The 16,106-nt window shown below is 67.1% G+C and carries 21 protein-coding genes; 11 read left to right on the top strand and 10 right to left on the bottom strand.

Translation table 11 applies throughout. The features are described from left to right. Positions 1-20: 20 nt before the first annotated feature. From rplW to rpsJ, 4 genes are read right to left on the bottom strand one after another with little or no spacing between them, the layout of a single operon-like run. Complete coding sequence (rplW, locus tag B9Y70_RS06270) at positions 21-326, bottom strand: 50S ribosomal protein L23 (protein ID WP_085549418.1); 306 nt, start codon at positions 324-326, stop codon at positions 21-23. Continuing rightward, the gene (gene rplD / locus B9Y70_RS06265; protein WP_085549417.1) at positions 326-979 is read right to left on the bottom strand and encodes a 50S ribosomal protein L4; all 654 of its coding nucleotides are present in this window, start codon (positions 977-979) and stop codon (positions 326-328) included. The genes rplW and rplD overlap by 1 nt, the downstream gene beginning before the upstream one ends. Beyond that, positions 976-1,632: a 50S ribosomal protein L3 gene (gene rplC / locus B9Y70_RS06260; protein WP_085549416.1), complete on the bottom strand. Its 657-nt coding sequence runs from the start codon at positions 1,630-1,632 to the stop codon at positions 976-978. The genes rplD and rplC overlap by 4 nt, the downstream gene beginning before the upstream one ends. 29 nt (positions 1,633-1,661) lie before the next feature. Further along, the gene (rpsJ, locus tag B9Y70_RS06255) at positions 1,662-1,967 is read right to left on the bottom strand and encodes a 30S ribosomal protein S10 (RefSeq protein WP_003848085.1); all 306 of its coding nucleotides are present in this window, start codon (positions 1,965-1,967) and stop codon (positions 1,662-1,664) included. A gap of 549 nt (positions 1,968-2,516) precedes the next feature. Between rpsJ and B9Y70_RS06250 the strand changes: the two genes are divergently transcribed. The 6 genes from B9Y70_RS06250 to B9Y70_RS06230 are packed head-to-tail and all read left to right on the top strand — an operon-like array spanning position 2,517 to position 4,856. Further along, positions 2,517-2,909, top strand: coding sequence for an Asp23/Gls24 family envelope stress response protein (locus B9Y70_RS06250; RefSeq protein ID WP_085549415.1), 393 nt, complete (start codon positions 2,517-2,519; stop codon positions 2,907-2,909). Continuing rightward, the gene (locus B9Y70_RS06245; protein ID WP_085549414.1) at positions 2,899-3,201 is read left to right on the top strand and encodes a hypothetical protein; all 303 of its coding nucleotides are present in this window, start codon (positions 2,899-2,901) and stop codon (positions 3,199-3,201) included. Before B9Y70_RS06250 ends, B9Y70_RS06245 begins: the two co-directional genes overlap by 11 nt. Beyond that, the gene (locus B9Y70_RS12865) at positions 3,198-3,371 is read left to right on the top strand and encodes a hypothetical protein (RefSeq protein ID WP_162841655.1); all 174 of its coding nucleotides are present in this window, start codon (positions 3,198-3,200) and stop codon (positions 3,369-3,371) included. The genes B9Y70_RS06245 and B9Y70_RS12865 overlap by 4 nt, the downstream gene beginning before the upstream one ends. Then, positions 3,372-3,791, top strand: a complete 420-nt coding sequence (locus B9Y70_RS06240) for an Asp23/Gls24 family envelope stress response protein (protein WP_085549413.1) — start codon at positions 3,372-3,374, stop codon at positions 3,789-3,791. Further along, positions 3,781-4,302, top strand: a complete 522-nt coding sequence (locus B9Y70_RS06235; RefSeq protein WP_085549412.1) for a DUF6286 domain-containing protein — start codon at positions 3,781-3,783, stop codon at positions 4,300-4,302. Before B9Y70_RS06240 ends, B9Y70_RS06235 begins: the two co-directional genes overlap by 11 nt. Next, positions 4,299-4,856: a hypothetical protein gene (locus tag B9Y70_RS06230; protein ID WP_085549411.1), complete on the top strand. Its 558-nt coding sequence runs from the start codon at positions 4,299-4,301 to the stop codon at positions 4,854-4,856. The genes B9Y70_RS06235 and B9Y70_RS06230 overlap by 4 nt, the downstream gene beginning before the upstream one ends. On the opposite strand, the gene B9Y70_RS06225 is transcribed toward B9Y70_RS06230, so the two are convergent. The 6 genes from B9Y70_RS06225 to rpsL form a co-directional block, all read right to left on the bottom strand. Beyond that, complete coding sequence (locus B9Y70_RS06225) at positions 4,853-5,554, bottom strand: hypothetical protein (RefSeq protein WP_085549410.1); 702 nt, start codon at positions 5,552-5,554, stop codon at positions 4,853-4,855. The two genes, B9Y70_RS06230 and B9Y70_RS06225, sit on opposite strands and share 4 nt — an antisense overlap. Further along, positions 5,554-5,961, bottom strand: a complete 408-nt coding sequence (gene panD, locus B9Y70_RS06220) for an aspartate 1-decarboxylase (RefSeq protein WP_085549409.1) — start codon at positions 5,959-5,961, stop codon at positions 5,554-5,556. The genes B9Y70_RS06225 and panD overlap by 1 nt, the downstream gene beginning before the upstream one ends. Before the next feature lie 137 nt (positions 5,962-6,098). Next, on the bottom strand, positions 6,099-7,289 hold the full coding sequence (gene tuf, locus B9Y70_RS06215; RefSeq protein WP_085549408.1) for an elongation factor Tu: 1,191 nt from the start codon (positions 7,287-7,289) through the stop codon (positions 6,099-6,101). Positions 7,290-7,564: 275 nt separating this feature from the next. Continuing rightward, complete coding sequence (gene fusA, locus B9Y70_RS06210; RefSeq protein ID WP_085549407.1) at positions 7,565-9,688, bottom strand: elongation factor G; 2,124 nt, start codon at positions 9,686-9,688, stop codon at positions 7,565-7,567. A 270-nt stretch (positions 9,689-9,958) separates the two neighbouring features. Next, positions 9,959-10,426 carry a 30S ribosomal protein S7 gene (rpsG, locus tag B9Y70_RS06205; RefSeq protein ID WP_085549406.1) on the bottom strand — a complete coding sequence of 156 codons (468 nt, stop codon included), beginning with the start codon at positions 10,424-10,426 and terminating at the stop codon, positions 9,959-9,961. 3 nt (positions 10,427-10,429) lie between these two features. Beyond that, on the bottom strand, positions 10,430-10,801 hold the full coding sequence (gene rpsL, locus B9Y70_RS06200; RefSeq protein WP_085549405.1) for a 30S ribosomal protein S12: 372 nt from the start codon (positions 10,799-10,801) through the stop codon (positions 10,430-10,432). 248 nt (positions 10,802-11,049) lie between these two features. Between rpsL and B9Y70_RS06195 the strand changes: the two genes are divergently transcribed. From B9Y70_RS06195 to B9Y70_RS06175, 5 genes are all read left to right on the top strand, one after another. Further along, positions 11,050-12,024, top strand: a complete 975-nt coding sequence (locus B9Y70_RS06195; RefSeq protein ID WP_085549404.1) for an acyl-CoA thioester hydrolase/BAAT C-terminal domain-containing protein — start codon at positions 11,050-11,052, stop codon at positions 12,022-12,024. 134 nt (positions 12,025-12,158) lie between these two features. Continuing rightward, on the top strand, positions 12,159-13,934 hold the full coding sequence (locus B9Y70_RS06190; RefSeq protein ID WP_085549403.1) for a ribonucleoside triphosphate reductase: 1,776 nt from the start codon (positions 12,159-12,161) through the stop codon (positions 13,932-13,934). Beyond that, a complete protein-coding gene (locus tag B9Y70_RS06185) occupies positions 13,927-14,535 on the top strand; it encodes an anaerobic ribonucleoside-triphosphate reductase activating protein (RefSeq protein ID WP_085549402.1) in 609 nt (202 codons plus the stop codon). The genes B9Y70_RS06190 and B9Y70_RS06185 overlap by 8 nt, the downstream gene beginning before the upstream one ends. Positions 14,536-14,552: 17 nt before the next feature. Beyond that, complete coding sequence (locus B9Y70_RS06180; protein ID WP_085549401.1) at positions 14,553-15,194, top strand: DUF1707 SHOCT-like domain-containing protein; 642 nt, start codon at positions 14,553-14,555, stop codon at positions 15,192-15,194. A gap of 23 nt (positions 15,195-15,217) precedes the next feature. Continuing rightward, positions 15,218-16,000 (top strand): SDR family oxidoreductase, encoded by a 783-nt coding sequence (locus tag B9Y70_RS06175; RefSeq protein ID WP_085549400.1) that lies wholly within the window; start codon positions 15,218-15,220, stop codon positions 15,998-16,000. Positions 16,001-16,106: the final 106 nt, after the last annotated feature.

The following is a 16,106-nucleotide window of genomic DNA, read 5'->3' as shown; positions in this document are numbered from 1 at the left end:
GTGTCCTTTTCTCTCGACCCTTAGGAGGCGGAGCCGCCGAAGATGTCGATGGAGTCGCTGCCCTCACGGAGCGTCACGTAGGCGCGCTTGGTGGACTTGCGCTGACCGAAACCGGTGCGGGTGCGCTTGCGCTTGCCCTCACGGTTGGCGGTGTTCACGGAATCCACCTTCACGCCGAAGATCTGCTCCACGGCAATCTTGATCTGGGTCTTGTTGGAGGCCGGGTCGACGAGGAACGTGTAGACGTTCTGCTCCATCAGACCGTAGGACTTCTCCGAGACGACCGGCGCGATGATGATGTCGCGCGGGTTGGCGATCTTGGCCATTAGTTCTCCTCCTGGTCCGCAACAGCGTTGCGGTTGATGAAGGCGTGCAGAGCCTCAACGGAGAACACGATGTCGTCCGACTTGAGGACGTCGTAGGTGTTCAGCTGGCCGGCATCCAGGATGTGGACGCCGGGCAGGTTGTTGGCGCTGCGGCGGGCGTTGAGGTCCTCGCGGCCGACGACCAGCAGAACCGACTTACGGTCGGTCAGGCGCTCGATGAAGGTGCGTGCCGACTTGGTCGACGGGGTCTGACCCGGAACGAGCTCGGTGATCACGTGGATACGTGCGTTACGTGCGCGGTCGGTCAGGGCGCCTGCGAGTGCGGCGGCCTTCATCTTCTTGGGGGTGCGCTGGCTGTAGTCGCGCGGCTTCGGGCCGTGCGAGATGCCGCCGCCGGTGTAGTGCGGTGCGCGGATCGAGCCCTGACGGGCGCGGCCGGTTCCCTTCTGGCGGTACGGCTTGCGGCCACCACCACGGACCTCGGAACGGGTCTTGGTGGAGTGGGTGCCCTGACGGGCGCCGGCGAGCTGGGCGTTGACGACCTGGTGCATCAGAGCGATGGACACCTCGCGGTCGAAGATATCGGCCGGCAGCTCAACCTGGCCGTCGGTCTTACCGTCAGCGGTGTGGACGTCGAGCTTCAGATTGGTCATGCGTGAGCACCGCCCTTCACTGCGGTCTTAACGGTCACGATGCCGCCACGGTTGCCCGGGATTGCGCCCTTGATGAGCAGCAGGTTGGCATCGGCGTCAATCTTCTGAACCTTGAGGTTCTGGGTGGTGACGCGGTCAGTACCCATGCGGCCGGCCATGCGCTTGCCCTTGAAAATACGACCCGGGGTCGCGGCAGCACCGATGCCACCGGGGCGACGGTGTGCGGCCTGGTTACCGTGACCGGCACCCTGACCTGCGAAGCCGTGGCGCTTCATGCCACCGGCGAAGCCCTTACCCTTGGAGGTGCCGGTGACGTCGACGAACGTGACGCCGTCGAAGATCTCGACGGTGATGTCCTGTCCGAGCTCGTAGCCGGAGACGTCGTCCATGCGGATCTCGGTCACGTGGCGACGCGGGGTGACGCCGGCCTTCTTGAAGTGACCTGCGACGGGCTTGTTGGCCTTACGCGGGTCGATCTCGCCGTAGGCGATCTGGATGGCGTTGTAGCCATCGGTTTCCTTGGTGCGAATCTGGGTCACAACGCACGGCCCAGCCTCGACGACGGTGACCGGGATGACACGGTTCTCCTCGTCGAAGATCTGGGTCATGCCGAGCTTGGTGCCCAGAATGCCCTTGATCTCGTTTTCACTCATTATTTATTCTCCGCCAAGTTTCTCGTCGATCACTGAATGTTCACGTCGACGCTGGCCGGAAGGTCGATGCGCATGAGGGCGTCAACCGTCTTCGGCGTCGGGTCGAGGATGTCGATCAGGCGCTTGTGGGTGCGCATCTCGAAGTGCTCGCGAGAATCCTTGTACTTGTGGGGAGAACGAATAACGGCGTACACGTTCTTTTCGGTGGGCAACGGCACCGGGCCAACGACGCGGGCACCCGTGCGGGTGACGGTCTCGACGATCTTCTTAGCGGATGCGTCGATCGCCTCGTGGTCGTAGGCCTTAAGCCGAATGCGGATCTTCTGTCCGGCCACGCTTATCCTCTTCCTCGCTTGTCCCACATCCGTGCTGGAGCGGTGGGAATTCGCTTCTCGATTTCTCTATAACGTTGTCCGGGCTATGGGGCCTGGGCGCAACGCCAGTTACTGACTGCCATGACTGGCCGGGAGGTTCCGGGGCTGTTCAACGTGACAAACAACATCACCGGGAGTGCTCCTGACGGGGTACAAGACCCGTTAGTCAAGTAGGAAGGGAACGTTCATCTCGCGATAAGCGTGGGCCCTCGTGTACTGCCGCTGTTTATTTGCCATGCCCCTTCTCCGGTCTCCGCGCTCGGGTGTGTCGAACCAGGGTGGTGACCTTGACCCGATGTGCGGAGCCTTCCCAGCCGGTCCTGACGGACTGCCTGACGAAGGTGTCATGTTCGCCTCACCAGCGACGATGTTCCCCGAGCTGCGCCCGGGCACACGTCGTGTTAAAGCAACCCATGTATTAAAGCACGTCACGCGTCCGAAACACAATCCGCCTGTGCAGAACTAGTATGGGGATCACGCACACGTCGATAATGTTGCAGGAGTCACATCATGTCGGAGCAGAATCTCACGCCGCCCACCGACTCCGGTCGGGGGATCACCCTCATCGAGGATGTCGTGGTGTCCAAGATCGCCGGGCTGGCCGCCCGGGAGGTCTCCGGGGTGCACGCGCTCGGCGGCAGCGGGGCCCGCATGGGGTCCGGGTTCCGGGAGGCCGTAGCCCAGCAGGGTGTGCACGTGGAGGTCGGTGAGCGGCAGGCCGCGGTCGACGTGGCCATCGTCGCCGAGTACGGCGTCGCCATCCACGATCTGGCGGAGGCGATCCGTTCCAACATCATCACCGCCGTCGAGCGTATGACGGGGCTGCAGGTGACGGAGGTCAACGTCACCGTCCACGACGTGCACCTGGATCTGGGTCCGGACGAGGAACCCGATGTCCGCTAGTGTGCTCGTGCCGCGGCCGACCGCCGACCGGCTCGCCGCCGCGATCCGCGCGGTGCCCGGGGTGGCGGATCTCCACTCGGGTCGTTTCGGGGAGGTGGCCCTCCTCTATCCCCGTCACCGCGTCACCGGGCTGCGCCGCACCGCGGACGCCCTCGAGGTGTGGCTGGTCGTCGACCTCTCCGACCCGCGCCCCCTGGCGGACATCGCCGCGGAGGTGCGCGCCACCGTCGCCCCGCTTGTCGACGTCCCCGTCACCGTCTGCTTCGCCGATGCCCGGGAGGGAGCGGCATGAGCCACACCCGGGCCGGGATCATCCTGGGACTCGTCCTCGCCTTCGCCACCATCTTCGGCGGGTGGGCGGGACTGCTGTGGGCGGTGTTGTTCGGCACCCTCGGCGGGGTGGTGGGCGCACACCTCGACGGCACGCTCGACCTGCGTTCGCTGCTGAGGGGACGCGAGTAGATGGGCGTCCGGATCTCCGAGCGGGCGGTCTCCCGCATCGTGGCCGGCGCGGCCGCCTCGGTGCCCGGGACGACGGAGCTGGCGCGCAGTCTGGCCGGCCGGACGTACCCGCGTTACGACGTCATCGTCGACGACGCCGCCGGCACCTGTTCGGTCGAGGCGTTCATCGCCGTCGTGTGGCCCTCGCCCGTGACCGCCGTGGCGGAATCGGTCCGTCGCACCATCACCGACTGGGTCACCGACATGACGGGGCTGACGGTCACCCACGTCAACGTCGTCGTCGGGCCGGTCGTTCCGGATGTCCCGGTCACGGCCACCGCCGTCGCCGCGCACCCCACCCGACCCCGCCTGCGACCGGTCGCCACTCCCCCGCCGCCGCGGCTGCGCCCGGTCACCGTGAGGAGTCACCGTGACCGGTAGATCGCCCCGCGCCACGCCGCTGGCCCGGTACGTGGCCATCATCATCGGGCTGGCCCTGCTCGCCACGGCGATCGTGTGCGGCCGGGAGATCTGGCTGCGCAACTCGACGTCCATCCACTGGGACTCTTGGGTGGAACCGATCATCATGACCATCGGCGACGCCACCTACCAGCCGTGGATGCTGCCCGCCGGTGCCGTGGCGGGCGTGCTCGGGACGTTACTGGTGTGGGTGGCGCTGCGCCCCCGCACGTACACGCACCGCGCCGTCCGCTCGGAGGCGTCGCTGTGGATGCGGCCGGTGGACATCTCCCGCCTGCTCAGCGCCACCGCCCGCCGCGTCCCGGGCGTCACCACCGCCGCGACCCGGCTGTCCGGCAGCACGGCCCACGTGTCCGTCACCGGACACCGGGACGATCTCGCCCCGCTTGTCGACGCCGCCCTCGCCCACACCGTCTCTGCCCTCGGCCTCGGCCTGTCGGTGCGTGTCCGCCAGGAGGTGGCGAGCGAATGAACAGGCGAATCAACTACTTCGACCGGATCGTCGTCCTCGTCGTCGGGCTACTCATCCTCGCCGGCGGCGTGTGGGCGGTGGGCCTGTACTTCGACCTCCCGTTGTCGCAGCGCGTCACCGGCTTCATCGACTTCCCCGCCTGGCGCGCGGCGCCCGACCAGTCCTGGTTCGACTGGGCGCTGGCGGGGATCATGCTGGTCAGCGCGGTGCTCGGTGGGTGGCTCATCGCGCTCAACGTCCGCCGCTACCGGCTCAGCCGCGTGGTCTCCCCCGCCTCCGACGCCTCCGGCACCATCGCCCTCAACCTGGCGTCCCTGGCCGGAGCCATCGCAAAGGAACTCGAGGAACATCCCCGCGTCGATTCCGTGCTCCACAGCGTGGTCACCCACTGGGACCGCCCGACGATGACCATCACCGTCCGGGCCCGCCCCGGTGCCGATGTCCTCGCCCTGCGCGAGACACTCGAGGCCTCCGAACGAGAGTTCCGCGCCGCCACCCCCGGTATCGAGGTAGACACGGTGTACAAACTGCACCTGCTCCCCCCGGAGCGTTAACCCTCGACGACGAGGATCTCCCGCACCGACGCATACTCCACGACCGGACCCCCACCGGGCGGCTGCACCACCAGCGGGTGCCCCGGGGTGCAGGTGACGAGGGACTCCCACGATCGCGTCTCATGCTGCAGCTCGCGGCGCCCCGCGCGGAAGACGTCGAGCCCGTGGGAGAGCAGCAGCGTCGTGTCATCGGTGAGACTGAGCAGATACACCGCATCGCCCTGGTCGCGGCGACGCCGCCCGTCGAGGGTGGCGACGGTCGAGGTCGGTGCGTCGTCGATAAGCGTGATCCGGGTGAGCACCCCGAGGCGGTGATCGATGCCCTCGGCGGAGGTGACCACCAGGGGGCCACCGACGGTGGCCGCGCGCAGGGTGGCGTACCTCCACACACCGGGCTGCGCGGTGACACCTGGGCGGCGGACGACGACGCGCCACGGGTCGACCATCACCCGGTGCGCGGGGCCGTCGGTGTGGAGGAGGAAACGGGCGGTGACGCGGGCGTCGACAAGCGGGAGCTCGCCGGGATGGAGACGTTCCATCGCGGCGAGCTCACGGAGGAGATCCTCATCGCCCGCGCCCCACCCGACACCGCGATTCGCCAGCATGGCGAACAGCGTCGGCAGGGTGAGATCGGGCTGCCCCTCCCACACCCGACGCACCGCGTCGAGCACCCCCGGGATCCGCAGCGGATCGTGCATCAGATACGGGCGGAGACGGTGTCCGAACCCGGAACGGCCTCGGCGATGTCATTGCCGAGCGCGACGATGCGGTTGTTCTCGTCGACGTGGACGATGCGCGGCTCGTACTCGAGTGCCTCCTCGAGCGTGGCCTGCAGGTACGAGATGAGAATGACGATGTCACCCGGGTGGATGAGGTGCGCGGCGGCACCGTTGATGCAGATCTCACCGGTGCCCGGGCGGCCGGTGATGACGTAGGTCTCCAGACGCGCACCGTTGGTGACGTCGACGATCGCGACCTTCTCTCCCTCGATGAGGCCGGCCGCGGCAAGCAGGTCAGCGTCCACCGTGACGGAACCGACGTAGTTCAGGTCGGCCTGCGTGACGGTGGCGCGGTGGATCTTGGCGCCGAGAATGGTTCTGAGCATGCGATAGAAGATACCCGGACCACCCCCGATTACCAAAGGCCCGGACGGTTACGGTTGCGTAACTACCCCGGAATCGCCGAAAGGGCCCGGCGGGATCATTCCCACCGGACCCTTCAGGTCAGATCAGTAAGGGGACCTTACTTGATGATCTTGGTGACGCGGCCAGCGCCGACGGTGCGGGAGCCCTCGCGGATAGCGAAGCGCAGGCCCTCGTCCATGGCGACCGGCTGGATCAGGGTGACGGACATGTCGACGTTGTCGCCCGGCATGACCATCTCGGTGCCCTCCGGCAGCTTCACGACGCCGGTGACGTCGGTGGTGCGGAAGTAGAACTGCGGACGGTAGTTGTCGAAGAACGGGGTGTGGCGGCCGCCCTCGTCCTTGGACAGGACGTAGACGGAACCCTCGAACTCGGTGTGCGGGGTGTAAGCGCCCGGCTTGATGATGACCTGGCCGCGCTCAACGTCCTCACGCTTGATACCGCGGAGCAGCAGACCACAGTTGTCGCCGGCCTCGGTGTAGTCGAGGAGCTTACGGAACATCTCGATACCGGTGACGGTGGTGGTGGTGGCCTTGTCCTTGATGCCGATGATCTCGACATCCTCGTTGACGTTCAGCTGACCACGCTCGACACGGCCGGTGACGACGGTGCCACGACCGGTGATGGTGAAGATGTCCTCGACCGGCATCAGGAACGGCTTGTCGGTCTCGCGCTCCGGGTCCGGGATGGAGTCATCGCAGGCCTGCATGAGCTCGAGAACGGAGTCGACCCACTTCTGCTCGCCGTTGAGGGCGCCGAGAGCGGAGATGTGGATGATCGGGGCTTCCTCGTCGTAGTCCTGCTCAGCCAGCAGCTCGCGGACCTCCATCTCGACGAGCTCGATGATCTCCTCATCGTCGACCATGTCGCACTTGTTCAGGGCGACGAGGATGTACGGGACGCCGACCTGGCGGGCCAGCAGCACGTGCTCGCGGGTCTGCGGCATCGGGCCGTCGGTGGCGGCGACCACGAGGATGGCGCCGTCCATCTGAGCAGCACCGGTGATCATGTTCTTGATGTAGTCGGCGTGACCCGGGGCATCGACGTGAGCGTAGTGACGCTTCTCGGTCTGGTACTCAACGTGGGAGATGTTGATCGTGATGCCACGCTCCTTCTCCTCCGGCGCCTTGTCGATGGCGTCGTAGGCGAAGGACTCGTTGAGCTCCGGGTACTTGTCGGCCAGAACCTTGGTGATTGCGGCGGTGGTGGTGGTCTTGCCGTGGTCGACGTGACCGATGGTGCCGATGTTGACGTGCGGCTTCGTACGCTCGAACTTCGCCTTTGCCACTGTATGTCCTCCTGGACTTCATGGTGGCTACGACCTTCGCAGCCACGTGGTTGACAGTCGCCAGTGCCGGAACAAGCCGGATGGCGTTTTCACAATGTGCCAGTTACACGATCCTAGATTTCCACCGCCGTTTTTTCAAACTGCGGCCGAGTGGATCACACGGTGGGTAACGGCCGGCTCAGCCGACACCTTCTACGTCAGGTGCCTGCTCAGCCCGACCGCTACCCACCCTGCCCATCGACGCCGGCACGGGGCGCCGATGAGCAGTGGGGGTGCTAAGCGCCGGTGCGCTCGGCGATGATGGCCTCGGAGACGCTGGACGGGACTTCGGCGTAGGAGTCGAAGACCATGGTGTAGTTTGCACGACCCTGGGTCTTGGAACGCAGGTCACCGACGTAACCGAACATCTCGGACAGCGGGACCTTGGCCTTGACGACCTTGGCGCCGGAGCGGTCCTCCATGGCGCTGACCTGGCCACGGCGGGAGTTGATGTCACCGATGACATCGCCCATGTACTCCTCCGGGGTGACGACCTCGACGGCCATCAGCGGCTCGAGCAGGGCCGGCTTCGCCTTGGCGACGGCCTCCTTGAGAGCCTGGGAGCCGGCGATCTTGAACGCCATCTCCGAGGAGTCGACGTCGTGGTACTGACCGTCGATGAGGGTGGCCTTGATGTTCACCAGCGGGTAGCCGGCCAGGTAGCCGTACTGCATGGCGTCCTGGATGCCGGCGTCGACGGACGGGATGTACTCCTTCGGCACGCGGCCACCGGTGACGGCGTTCTCGAAGTGGTACAGCGGGTTCTGACCCTCCTCCAGCTCGTCCTCGGCCGGAGCGTAGGGCTCGATGCCGATGATGACCTTCGCGAACTGACCGGAACCACCGGTCTGCTTCTTGTGGGTGTACTCGAGCTTCTCGACGGGCTTGCGGATGGTCTCGCGGTACGCGACCTGCGGGGCACCGACGTTGGCCTCGACCTTGAACTCGCGCTTCATGCGGTCGACGAGAACGTCGAGGTGCAGCTCGCCCATGCCGCCGATGACGGTCTGGCCGGACTCCTCGTCGAGCTCGACGGTGAAGGTCGGGTCCTCCTCGGCGAGCTTGCCGATGGCGACGCCCAGCTTCTCCTGGTCGGCCTTGGTCTTCGGCTCAATGGAGACCTTGATGACCGGATCCGGGAAGTCCATGGACTCGAGGATGATCGGGGCGTCCTGGGCGCAGAGGGTGTCACCGGTGGTGGTGTCCTTCAGGCCGATGAACGCGTAGATGTTGCCGGCGAGGGCCTCCTCGACCGGGTTCTCCTTGTTGGCGTGCATCTGGAACAGCTTGCCGATGCGCTCGCGCTTGCCCTTGGTGGAGTTCTGGACCTGCTCGCCCGGCTCCACGCGACCGGAGTACACGCGGACGAAGGTGAGCTTGCCGAAGAACGGGTGAGCGGCGATCTTGAAGGCCAGAGCGGAGAACGGCTCGTCGACGGACGGCTTACGGGTGATCTTCTCGGACTCGTCGGTGACGGAGGAGCCGACGACCTCGCCGACGTCCAGCGGGTTCGGCAGGTACGCGACAGCAGCGTCCAGCAGCGGCTGGATGCCCTTGTTGCGGTACGCGGTGCCACAGAAGACCGGGTAGATCTCGGAGGCGACGACCATCTTGCGGATGGCGCCCTGGATCTCCTCCTTGGTCAGCTCCTCGCCGCCGAAGTACTTCTCCATGAGCTCTTCGTCGGACTCTGCGACGGTCTCGAGCAGCTTCTCGCGGTACTCCTCGGCCTTGTCCTGCAGATCGGCCGGGATCTCCTCGACGGTGGCCTCGGTGCCGATCTCGGTCTTGCCGCGCCAGGTGAGGGCCTTCATGTCGACGAGGTCGACGACGCCGTCGAAGTCGTCCTCAGCGCCGATCGGCAGCTGCATGACCAGCGGCTTCGCGCCCAGGCGGTCGACGATGGTGCCGACGGTGTAGTAGAAGTCGGCGCCCAGCTTGTCCATCTTGTTGACGAAGCAGATACGCGGAACGTCGTACTTGGTGGCCTGACGCCAGACCTGCTCGGACTGCGGCTCCACGCCCTCCTTGCCGTCGAAGACGGCGATGGCGCCATCGAGAACACGCAGGGAACGCTCAACCTCGACGGTGAAGTCGACGTGGCCCGGGGTGTCGATGATGTTGATCTGGTTCTCGTTCCAGAAGCAGGTGACAGCTGCGGAGGTAATGGTGATACCGCGCTCCTTCTCCTGCTCCATCCAGTCAGTGGTGGCGCCACCGTCGTGGGTCTCGCCGACCTTACGGTTGATACCGGTGTAGAAGAGAATGCGCTCGGTGGTGGTGGTCTTACCGGCATCGATGTGGGCCATGATGCCGATGTTGCGGACCTTGTTCAGGTCCTTAAGCACTTCTTGTGCCACAGTCTTACCCCAACTTGTAGATCTCGGAGCCCGGCGGCGGGTCAGCCGCGGACACCTTCAGTGGATAGTTCTCGTTCAATACTGCCATTGAATGGCCGCACTGGCATCTGTCGCCGACATACCAGTCTACGGCACTGACAGTTCATCAGTGGTGGGACGATCCTCACAGAACACCCCGGGGACACCGAAGGCCCAACGACGAGTCGCCTCAGAGCCGTCCGGGACGGCAATGAGCGGCTGTCGGTTGGGCCATGGTGGTGAATCCCTCTACTACCAGCGGTAGTGGGCGAAGGCGCGGTTGGCCTCGGCCATCTTGTGGACGTCCTCGCGGCGCTTGACGGAGGCGCCGAGACCGTTGGACGCGTCCAGGATCTCGTTGGCGAGGCGGTCGATCATGGTGTTCTCACGACGCTGACGGGTGAAGGTGACCAGCCAACGCAGGGCCAGGGTGTTGGAGCGGCCCGGGCGGACCTCGATCGGAACCTGGTAGGTGGCGCCACCGACGCGGCGGGAGCGGACCTCGAGGTCCGGGCGGATGTTGCCCAGTGCCTTCTCGAGGGTGCCGACCGGATCGGTGCCGGTCTTCTCGCGGCAGGCCTCGAGAGCGCCGTAGACGATGCGCTCAGCGGTGGACTTCTTGCCGTCCAGGAGGACCTTGTTGACGAGCTGGGTCACGAGCTCGGAGTTGTAGACCGGGTCCTTGACGACGGGACGCTCGGGTGCACGGTTCTTACGCATTGATTACTGTCCCTTCTTGGCGCCGTAGCGGGAGCGGGCCTGCTTGCGGTCCTTGACACCCTGGGTGTCGAGGGTGCCGCGGACGATCTTGTAGCGGACACCCGGGAGGTCCTTCACACGGCCGCCACGGACGAGCACCATGGAGTGCTCCTGGAGGTTGTGGCCCTCACCCGGGATGTAGGCGGAGACCTCGACGCCGGTGGTCAGGCGCACACGGGCGACCTTACGGAGAGCGGAGTTCGGCTTCTTCGGGGTGGTGGTGTAGACACGGGTGCACACGCCGCGACGCTGCGGGGAACCCTTCAGAGCCGCGGAGTTGATCTTCGCGGCCTTGTCGTGGCGACCCTTACGGATCAGCTGCTGAATAGTGGGCATAACCGTCTTTCTGTGTTGATCGGCTTATCCGGTCGGATGAGCCGACCGAGAGATTCGGAAGTTTCTTCGCCTGTTTGGTGCGCGCTTTTAAACGTGCGAAACCCAGTCAGCCGCTCTCGCTGGCCTACCGGGAGGAAATTCAGGCTCCCACCATGGAGACGTGGGACTGCCGTGCACGTTACCGGAATCCCTGCCGTCAACCCAAATTCCCTGGGCATGCCGCTACGTCAAGGAGCCAGAATAGGGTCATGAGAAGAGCAGCGAAAGTTCTCGGCGTTGTCGTGGGCGTCCTTCTGGCCGCGGCGCTGGTCGTGTGGGGCGTGCGTGCGTACAACCTCAACCACTACGCCGTCCCCGGCCCCGACCGGACCAACCGGGCGCTGGCGGTGAGCGAACACGGCGGCATCCCCGTCGACGGCGACTACCTCCGGGGGATCCGTTATCCGGGCGACCTCCCCGGCATGGTCATCACCTTCGGCGGCTCGGAGGGCACGGCGGACGACGCCCGCGCCCGCGAGCTCAACCGCCACGGCTACGACGTGCTCGCCCTCTACTTCTTCGGCCAGCCCGGCCAGCAGGACTCGCTTGCCGACGTCCCGCTCGAGTTTTTCGCCGAGGCCCTGGTACTGACCGACGACGACGGCCCGATCACCGTCATCGGCACCTCGAAGGGGGCGGAACTGGGCGCCAACCTGGCGGTCCGCTACCCGGAGATCGACAACCTCGTCCTGTTCGCACCCTCCGAATACACCTACGCGGGACTGCAGTTCGACAGCGCGGAGCAGGCGAGCAGCTTCACCTGGGAGGGGGAGCCCGTCCCCTTCGCCCCCTTCGGCAACGATCTCGGCATGGTGGGCCGCCTCATCCTCGGGCTGCCCATCTCCTACCGCCCCACCTACGAGGCGGCAGCCGCGGCGGCACCGCCGGAGTCCCGCATCGACATCCCGCTTTTCGACGGCCGCGGCCTCCTCTTCGCCGGCGACGCCGACCCCATGTGGCAGAGCGAGGTGGCGGCGCGCGGCCTGGCCGAGCGCAACCCGGGCCTTAAGGCCCACATCTTGCCCAACGCCGGGCACCTCTTCGCGGACGACATCACCCAGTTCGGACCGAGCTGGGAGGTCATGCTGGGCGGCACCGTGGAGGCCAACCGGGAGGCGAAGGAGGTCTCCGACCGGATCCTCCGCGACCACCTCGCGCAGTGGCACACCCCCGGACAGGGGTGAGGGGTGGCCGATCTCACCCATCGCCACATGTAGTGGGGCCCTCCGACGGCAGACCGCAGGCTGACCACCACATGTTGCGGTGGGGGTGACACATGAACGCCACATGTGGGATAACACGGGTGTAATTCCGACTTATGGTTGATGTCGTGATCTCCCCCACCGACACCATCAACTCCTACCTCGACCGCCATGACTGGCGCGTCAACGCCAACGCCAACCAGGACTACTCCCTCGGCGGCCTCATCCTCAACACCGCCGGCAAGGTGGTGGCCAACTACTGGCTCGACGAGGTCTTCTCCCCCACTGCCGGCCGCGCCCACCGCGAGGGCGACATCCACATCCACGACCTCGACATGCTCGCCGGCTACTGCGCCGGCTGGTCCCTGCGCCAGCTCCTCGCCGAGGGGTTCGGCGGCGTGCCCGGCACCATCTCCTCAGCCCCACCGCGCCACCTGTCCTCGGCGTGCGGGCAGATCGTCAACTTCCTCGGCACCTTGCAGAACGAGTGGGCGGGTGCGCAGGCCTTCTCCTCCTTCGACACCTACCTGGCCCCCTTCGTCCGCCTCGACGGACTCACCTACGACCAGGTGGAGCAGATCCTCCAGGAGTTCGTCTTCAACCTCAACGTCCCCTCCCGGTGGGGCACCCAGACGCCGTTCACCAACCTCACCTTCGACTGGGTGTGCCCCACCGACCTGCGCGACCAGTACCCCTTCATCGGCGGCGAGCCCGTCGACTTCACCTACGGGGAGCTGCAGGAGGAGATGGACGTCATCAACCGTGCCTTCATCGCGGTGCTGGGGGCGGGGGACGCCGACGGCCGCCCCTTCACCTTCCCCATCCCCACCTACAACATCACCGCGGACTTCGACTGGGACTCCCCCAACGCCCGGGCCCTGTTCGACATGACGGCCCGCTACGGGCTCCCCTACTTCCAGAACTTCCTCACCTCCGACCTCGACCCGGGGATGATCCGGTCGATGTGCTGCCGCCTGCAGCTCGATCTGCGGGAGCTGCTCGCCCGCGGCAACGGCCTGTTCGGTTCCGCGGAGCTCACCGGTTCCATCGGGGTGGTCACCCTCAACTGTGCCCGCCTCGGGCACCTCCATGCCGGCGACGAGCAGGCGCTTCTCGACGCCGCCACCCACCTCGTCCACCTCGGCGTCGACACGCTCGAGCGGCGCCGGGTGTTCGTCGAGAAGCAGATGGAGCGCGGCCTGTACCCCTACACCGCCCGCTGGCTGCCGAGCCTGGACAACCACTTCTCGACGATCGGTGTCAACGGCTGCAACGAGATGGTCCGCAACTTCACCCGCGACGCCTACGACATCACCGACCCCCAGGGCCACGCGCTCACCGCCCGCCTCCTCGACCACCTCAACGCCCTCCTCGTCGAGGCGCAGGAGGAGACCGGCCACCTCTACAACCTGGAGGCCACCCCCGCCGAGGGCGCCACCTACCGGTTCGCGCGCGCCGACAGGCAGCGCCACCCCGGCATCCTCCAGGCCGGCACCGACGCCGAACCGTACTACACCAACTCCTCCCAGCTGCCCGTCGCGCACACCCCCGACCCCTTCGCGGCCCTCGCCGCCCAGGAGGACCTGCAGGCCAGGTACACCGGCGGCACCGTCCTCCACCTCTACATGGGGGCGGCCCTCGAATCCGGCGACGCGTGCGCCACCCTCCTGCGCCGCGCCCTGTCCACCTTCCGTCTCCCCTACCTCACCATCACCCCCACCTTCTCCATCTGCGCCACCCACGGCTACCTCTCCGGCGACCACCCCGCCTGCCCCACCTGCGGCACCGACACCGAGGTGTGGACCCGCGTCATGGGCTACTTCCGCCCCGTCAGCAGCTTCAACACCGGCAAGAAGGGGGAGTTCCACGAACGTGTCCACTTCCATGCCTGACCTGGCCGGCATCATCCCGTTCTCGGCCACCGACTGGCCCGGCCGCCTCGTCGCCACCGGCTTCACCCAGGGCTGCCCCCTGGCGTGCCGCTACTGCCACAACCCCTCCCTCCGCCCGGTGGGGGTCGGCCCGGTCCCCTTCGAGGATCTGCTCGCCCTGCTCACCCGCCGCCGCGGGCTTCTCGACGCCGCCGTCATCTCCGGCGGCGAACCCACCATGCACCCCGGCCTCGGTGCCGCCATCGCCGCGGTCCACGAGCTCGGCTTCCCGGTGGGGCTGCACACGAGCGGCTACTCCCCCACCCGGCTGGTCGCGTTGCTGGGCACCCCCACCACCCGCCCCGACTGGATCGGCCTGGACATCAAGGGCCTGCCGGAGTCCGTCCCCGGGGTGGTCGGCTGCAGCCGCGCGGTGGCCGACCGCATGTGGGAGTCCCTGGACCTGGTCCGGGCATCCGGCGTCGATCTCCAAATCCGCACCACGGTGTGGCCGGGCTCCCGCCTGGAGCGTGACCTGCCGGAACTGCGCCGCCGGGTCCCCCACCTGGTGGTCCAGTACGCGCGCGGCGTCGACTCCTCGGGACGCTATCGGGCCGCCTGACCCGTACGATCGGAGACATGAACGCCCGCATCCGCGCCAGCGACGGTGACCGCGAACGCGCTGTCACCGCCCTCAACCAGGCCTTCTCCCAGGGTCAGCTCGACTACGCCGAGTTCGACGAGCGCACCCGCCAGATCTGGGCCACGAAGTACCAGGACGAGCTCCTCGAGCCGCTCGCCGATCTCTTCCCGGATCCGCTGCGGGTCTTCAGCGAGCGCACCCCTGCCGTCCGCCCGGGCCACGCCCCGCAGACGCGCCCCTCCCACCTGCAGGTGACGGGTGAGCCCGGTGGGGACTCGTTCAGCTTCGCCGTCATGGGTGGTTCGGAGCGCACCGGCGACTGGTTGTGCGCCCCGACCCACACTTCGCTGGCCATCATGGGCGGCACCGAGGTGGATCTCCGGGAGGCCCGGTTGGGTGCCCGTGAGACGGTCATCAACGCTGTCGCCATCATGGGCGGCATCGAGATCGTCGTCCCGGAGGACGTGCACATCGTCAGCGACGGCGTCGGCATCATGGGTGGTTTCGGGGTCAGCGACGACAAGAGCGTCACCCTCCGCCGGGAGGACATCCCCGCCGGTGCCCCGGTCATCCGTTTCCGGGGCGTGGCCCTCATGGGGGGTGTCGGGGTGACCCGCAAGGCGCGCGGCGCGAAGTAGCCGTCGACCCCTAGGCTGGGGTCATGACACGTACCTACCTCGTCACCGGATCCGCCAGCGGCATCGGCGCCGCGACCGCCGAACTCCTCTCCTCCCAGGGACACAAGGTCATCGGGGTGGATCTCCAGAACGCCGACATCACCGTCGACCTCACCACCCCCGAGGGCCGTCAGCACATGATCGACGAGGCGACGTCCCTGTCCGGGGGCCGCCTCGACGGGATCATCGCCAACGCCGGCATCTCCGCCCCCGTAGCCGCGACGGTGCAGGTGAACTACTTCGGCGCCCTGGCCACCCTGGAGGGGCTGCGCCCGCTGCTCCTCGAGTCCGACGCCCCGCGCGCCGTCGTCACCGCCTCCATGGCCTCCCTCCAGCCCGCCGACGATGAACTGCTCGCCGCGCTTCTCGACGGCGACGAGACCGCAGCCGTCGCCCGCGGCTCCGCCCTCGAGGCCGCAGGCCCCGAGGCCGGCTACCTCAACTACTCGACGTCCAAGCAGGCCATCGCCCGCTGGGTGCGCCGCCACGCCCCCACCCCGGAGTGGGCCGGCGCGGGCATCCCCCTCAACGCCATCGCCCCCGGCGTGGTGCTCTCCCCCATGACCGAGCAGCTGGTCAACAGCCCCGAGGGGCGCGCCCAGCTGGAGGAGCAGGTGCCCATGCCGCTCAACGGGTGGATGCCGGCGGAATCGGCGGCAGAGCTCCTGGCATGGCTGACGTCCCCGGCCAACACGCATCTGTGCGGCCAGGTCATCTTCATCGACGGTGGCGTCGACGCCGTCTTCCGCGGCGACTCTACCTGGTGACCCTCCCAGCCGCGGACAGGTCGCGGAGGGGGTGGGTGTTGCTGCGGGGTGGCCCACCATCCGGTGGGATGTGCACCACCCCGCCGGGATGACGTTCCAGGCGCCC

Source organism: Corynebacterium pollutisoli (genome assembly GCF_900177745.1).
GTDB classification, from domain to species: domain Bacteria; phylum Actinomycetota; class Actinomycetes; order Mycobacteriales; family Mycobacteriaceae; genus Corynebacterium; species Corynebacterium pollutisoli.
The sequence above is the reverse complement of the archived record's forward strand: the minus strand, read 5'-3'. Positions and strand labels throughout refer to the sequence as shown.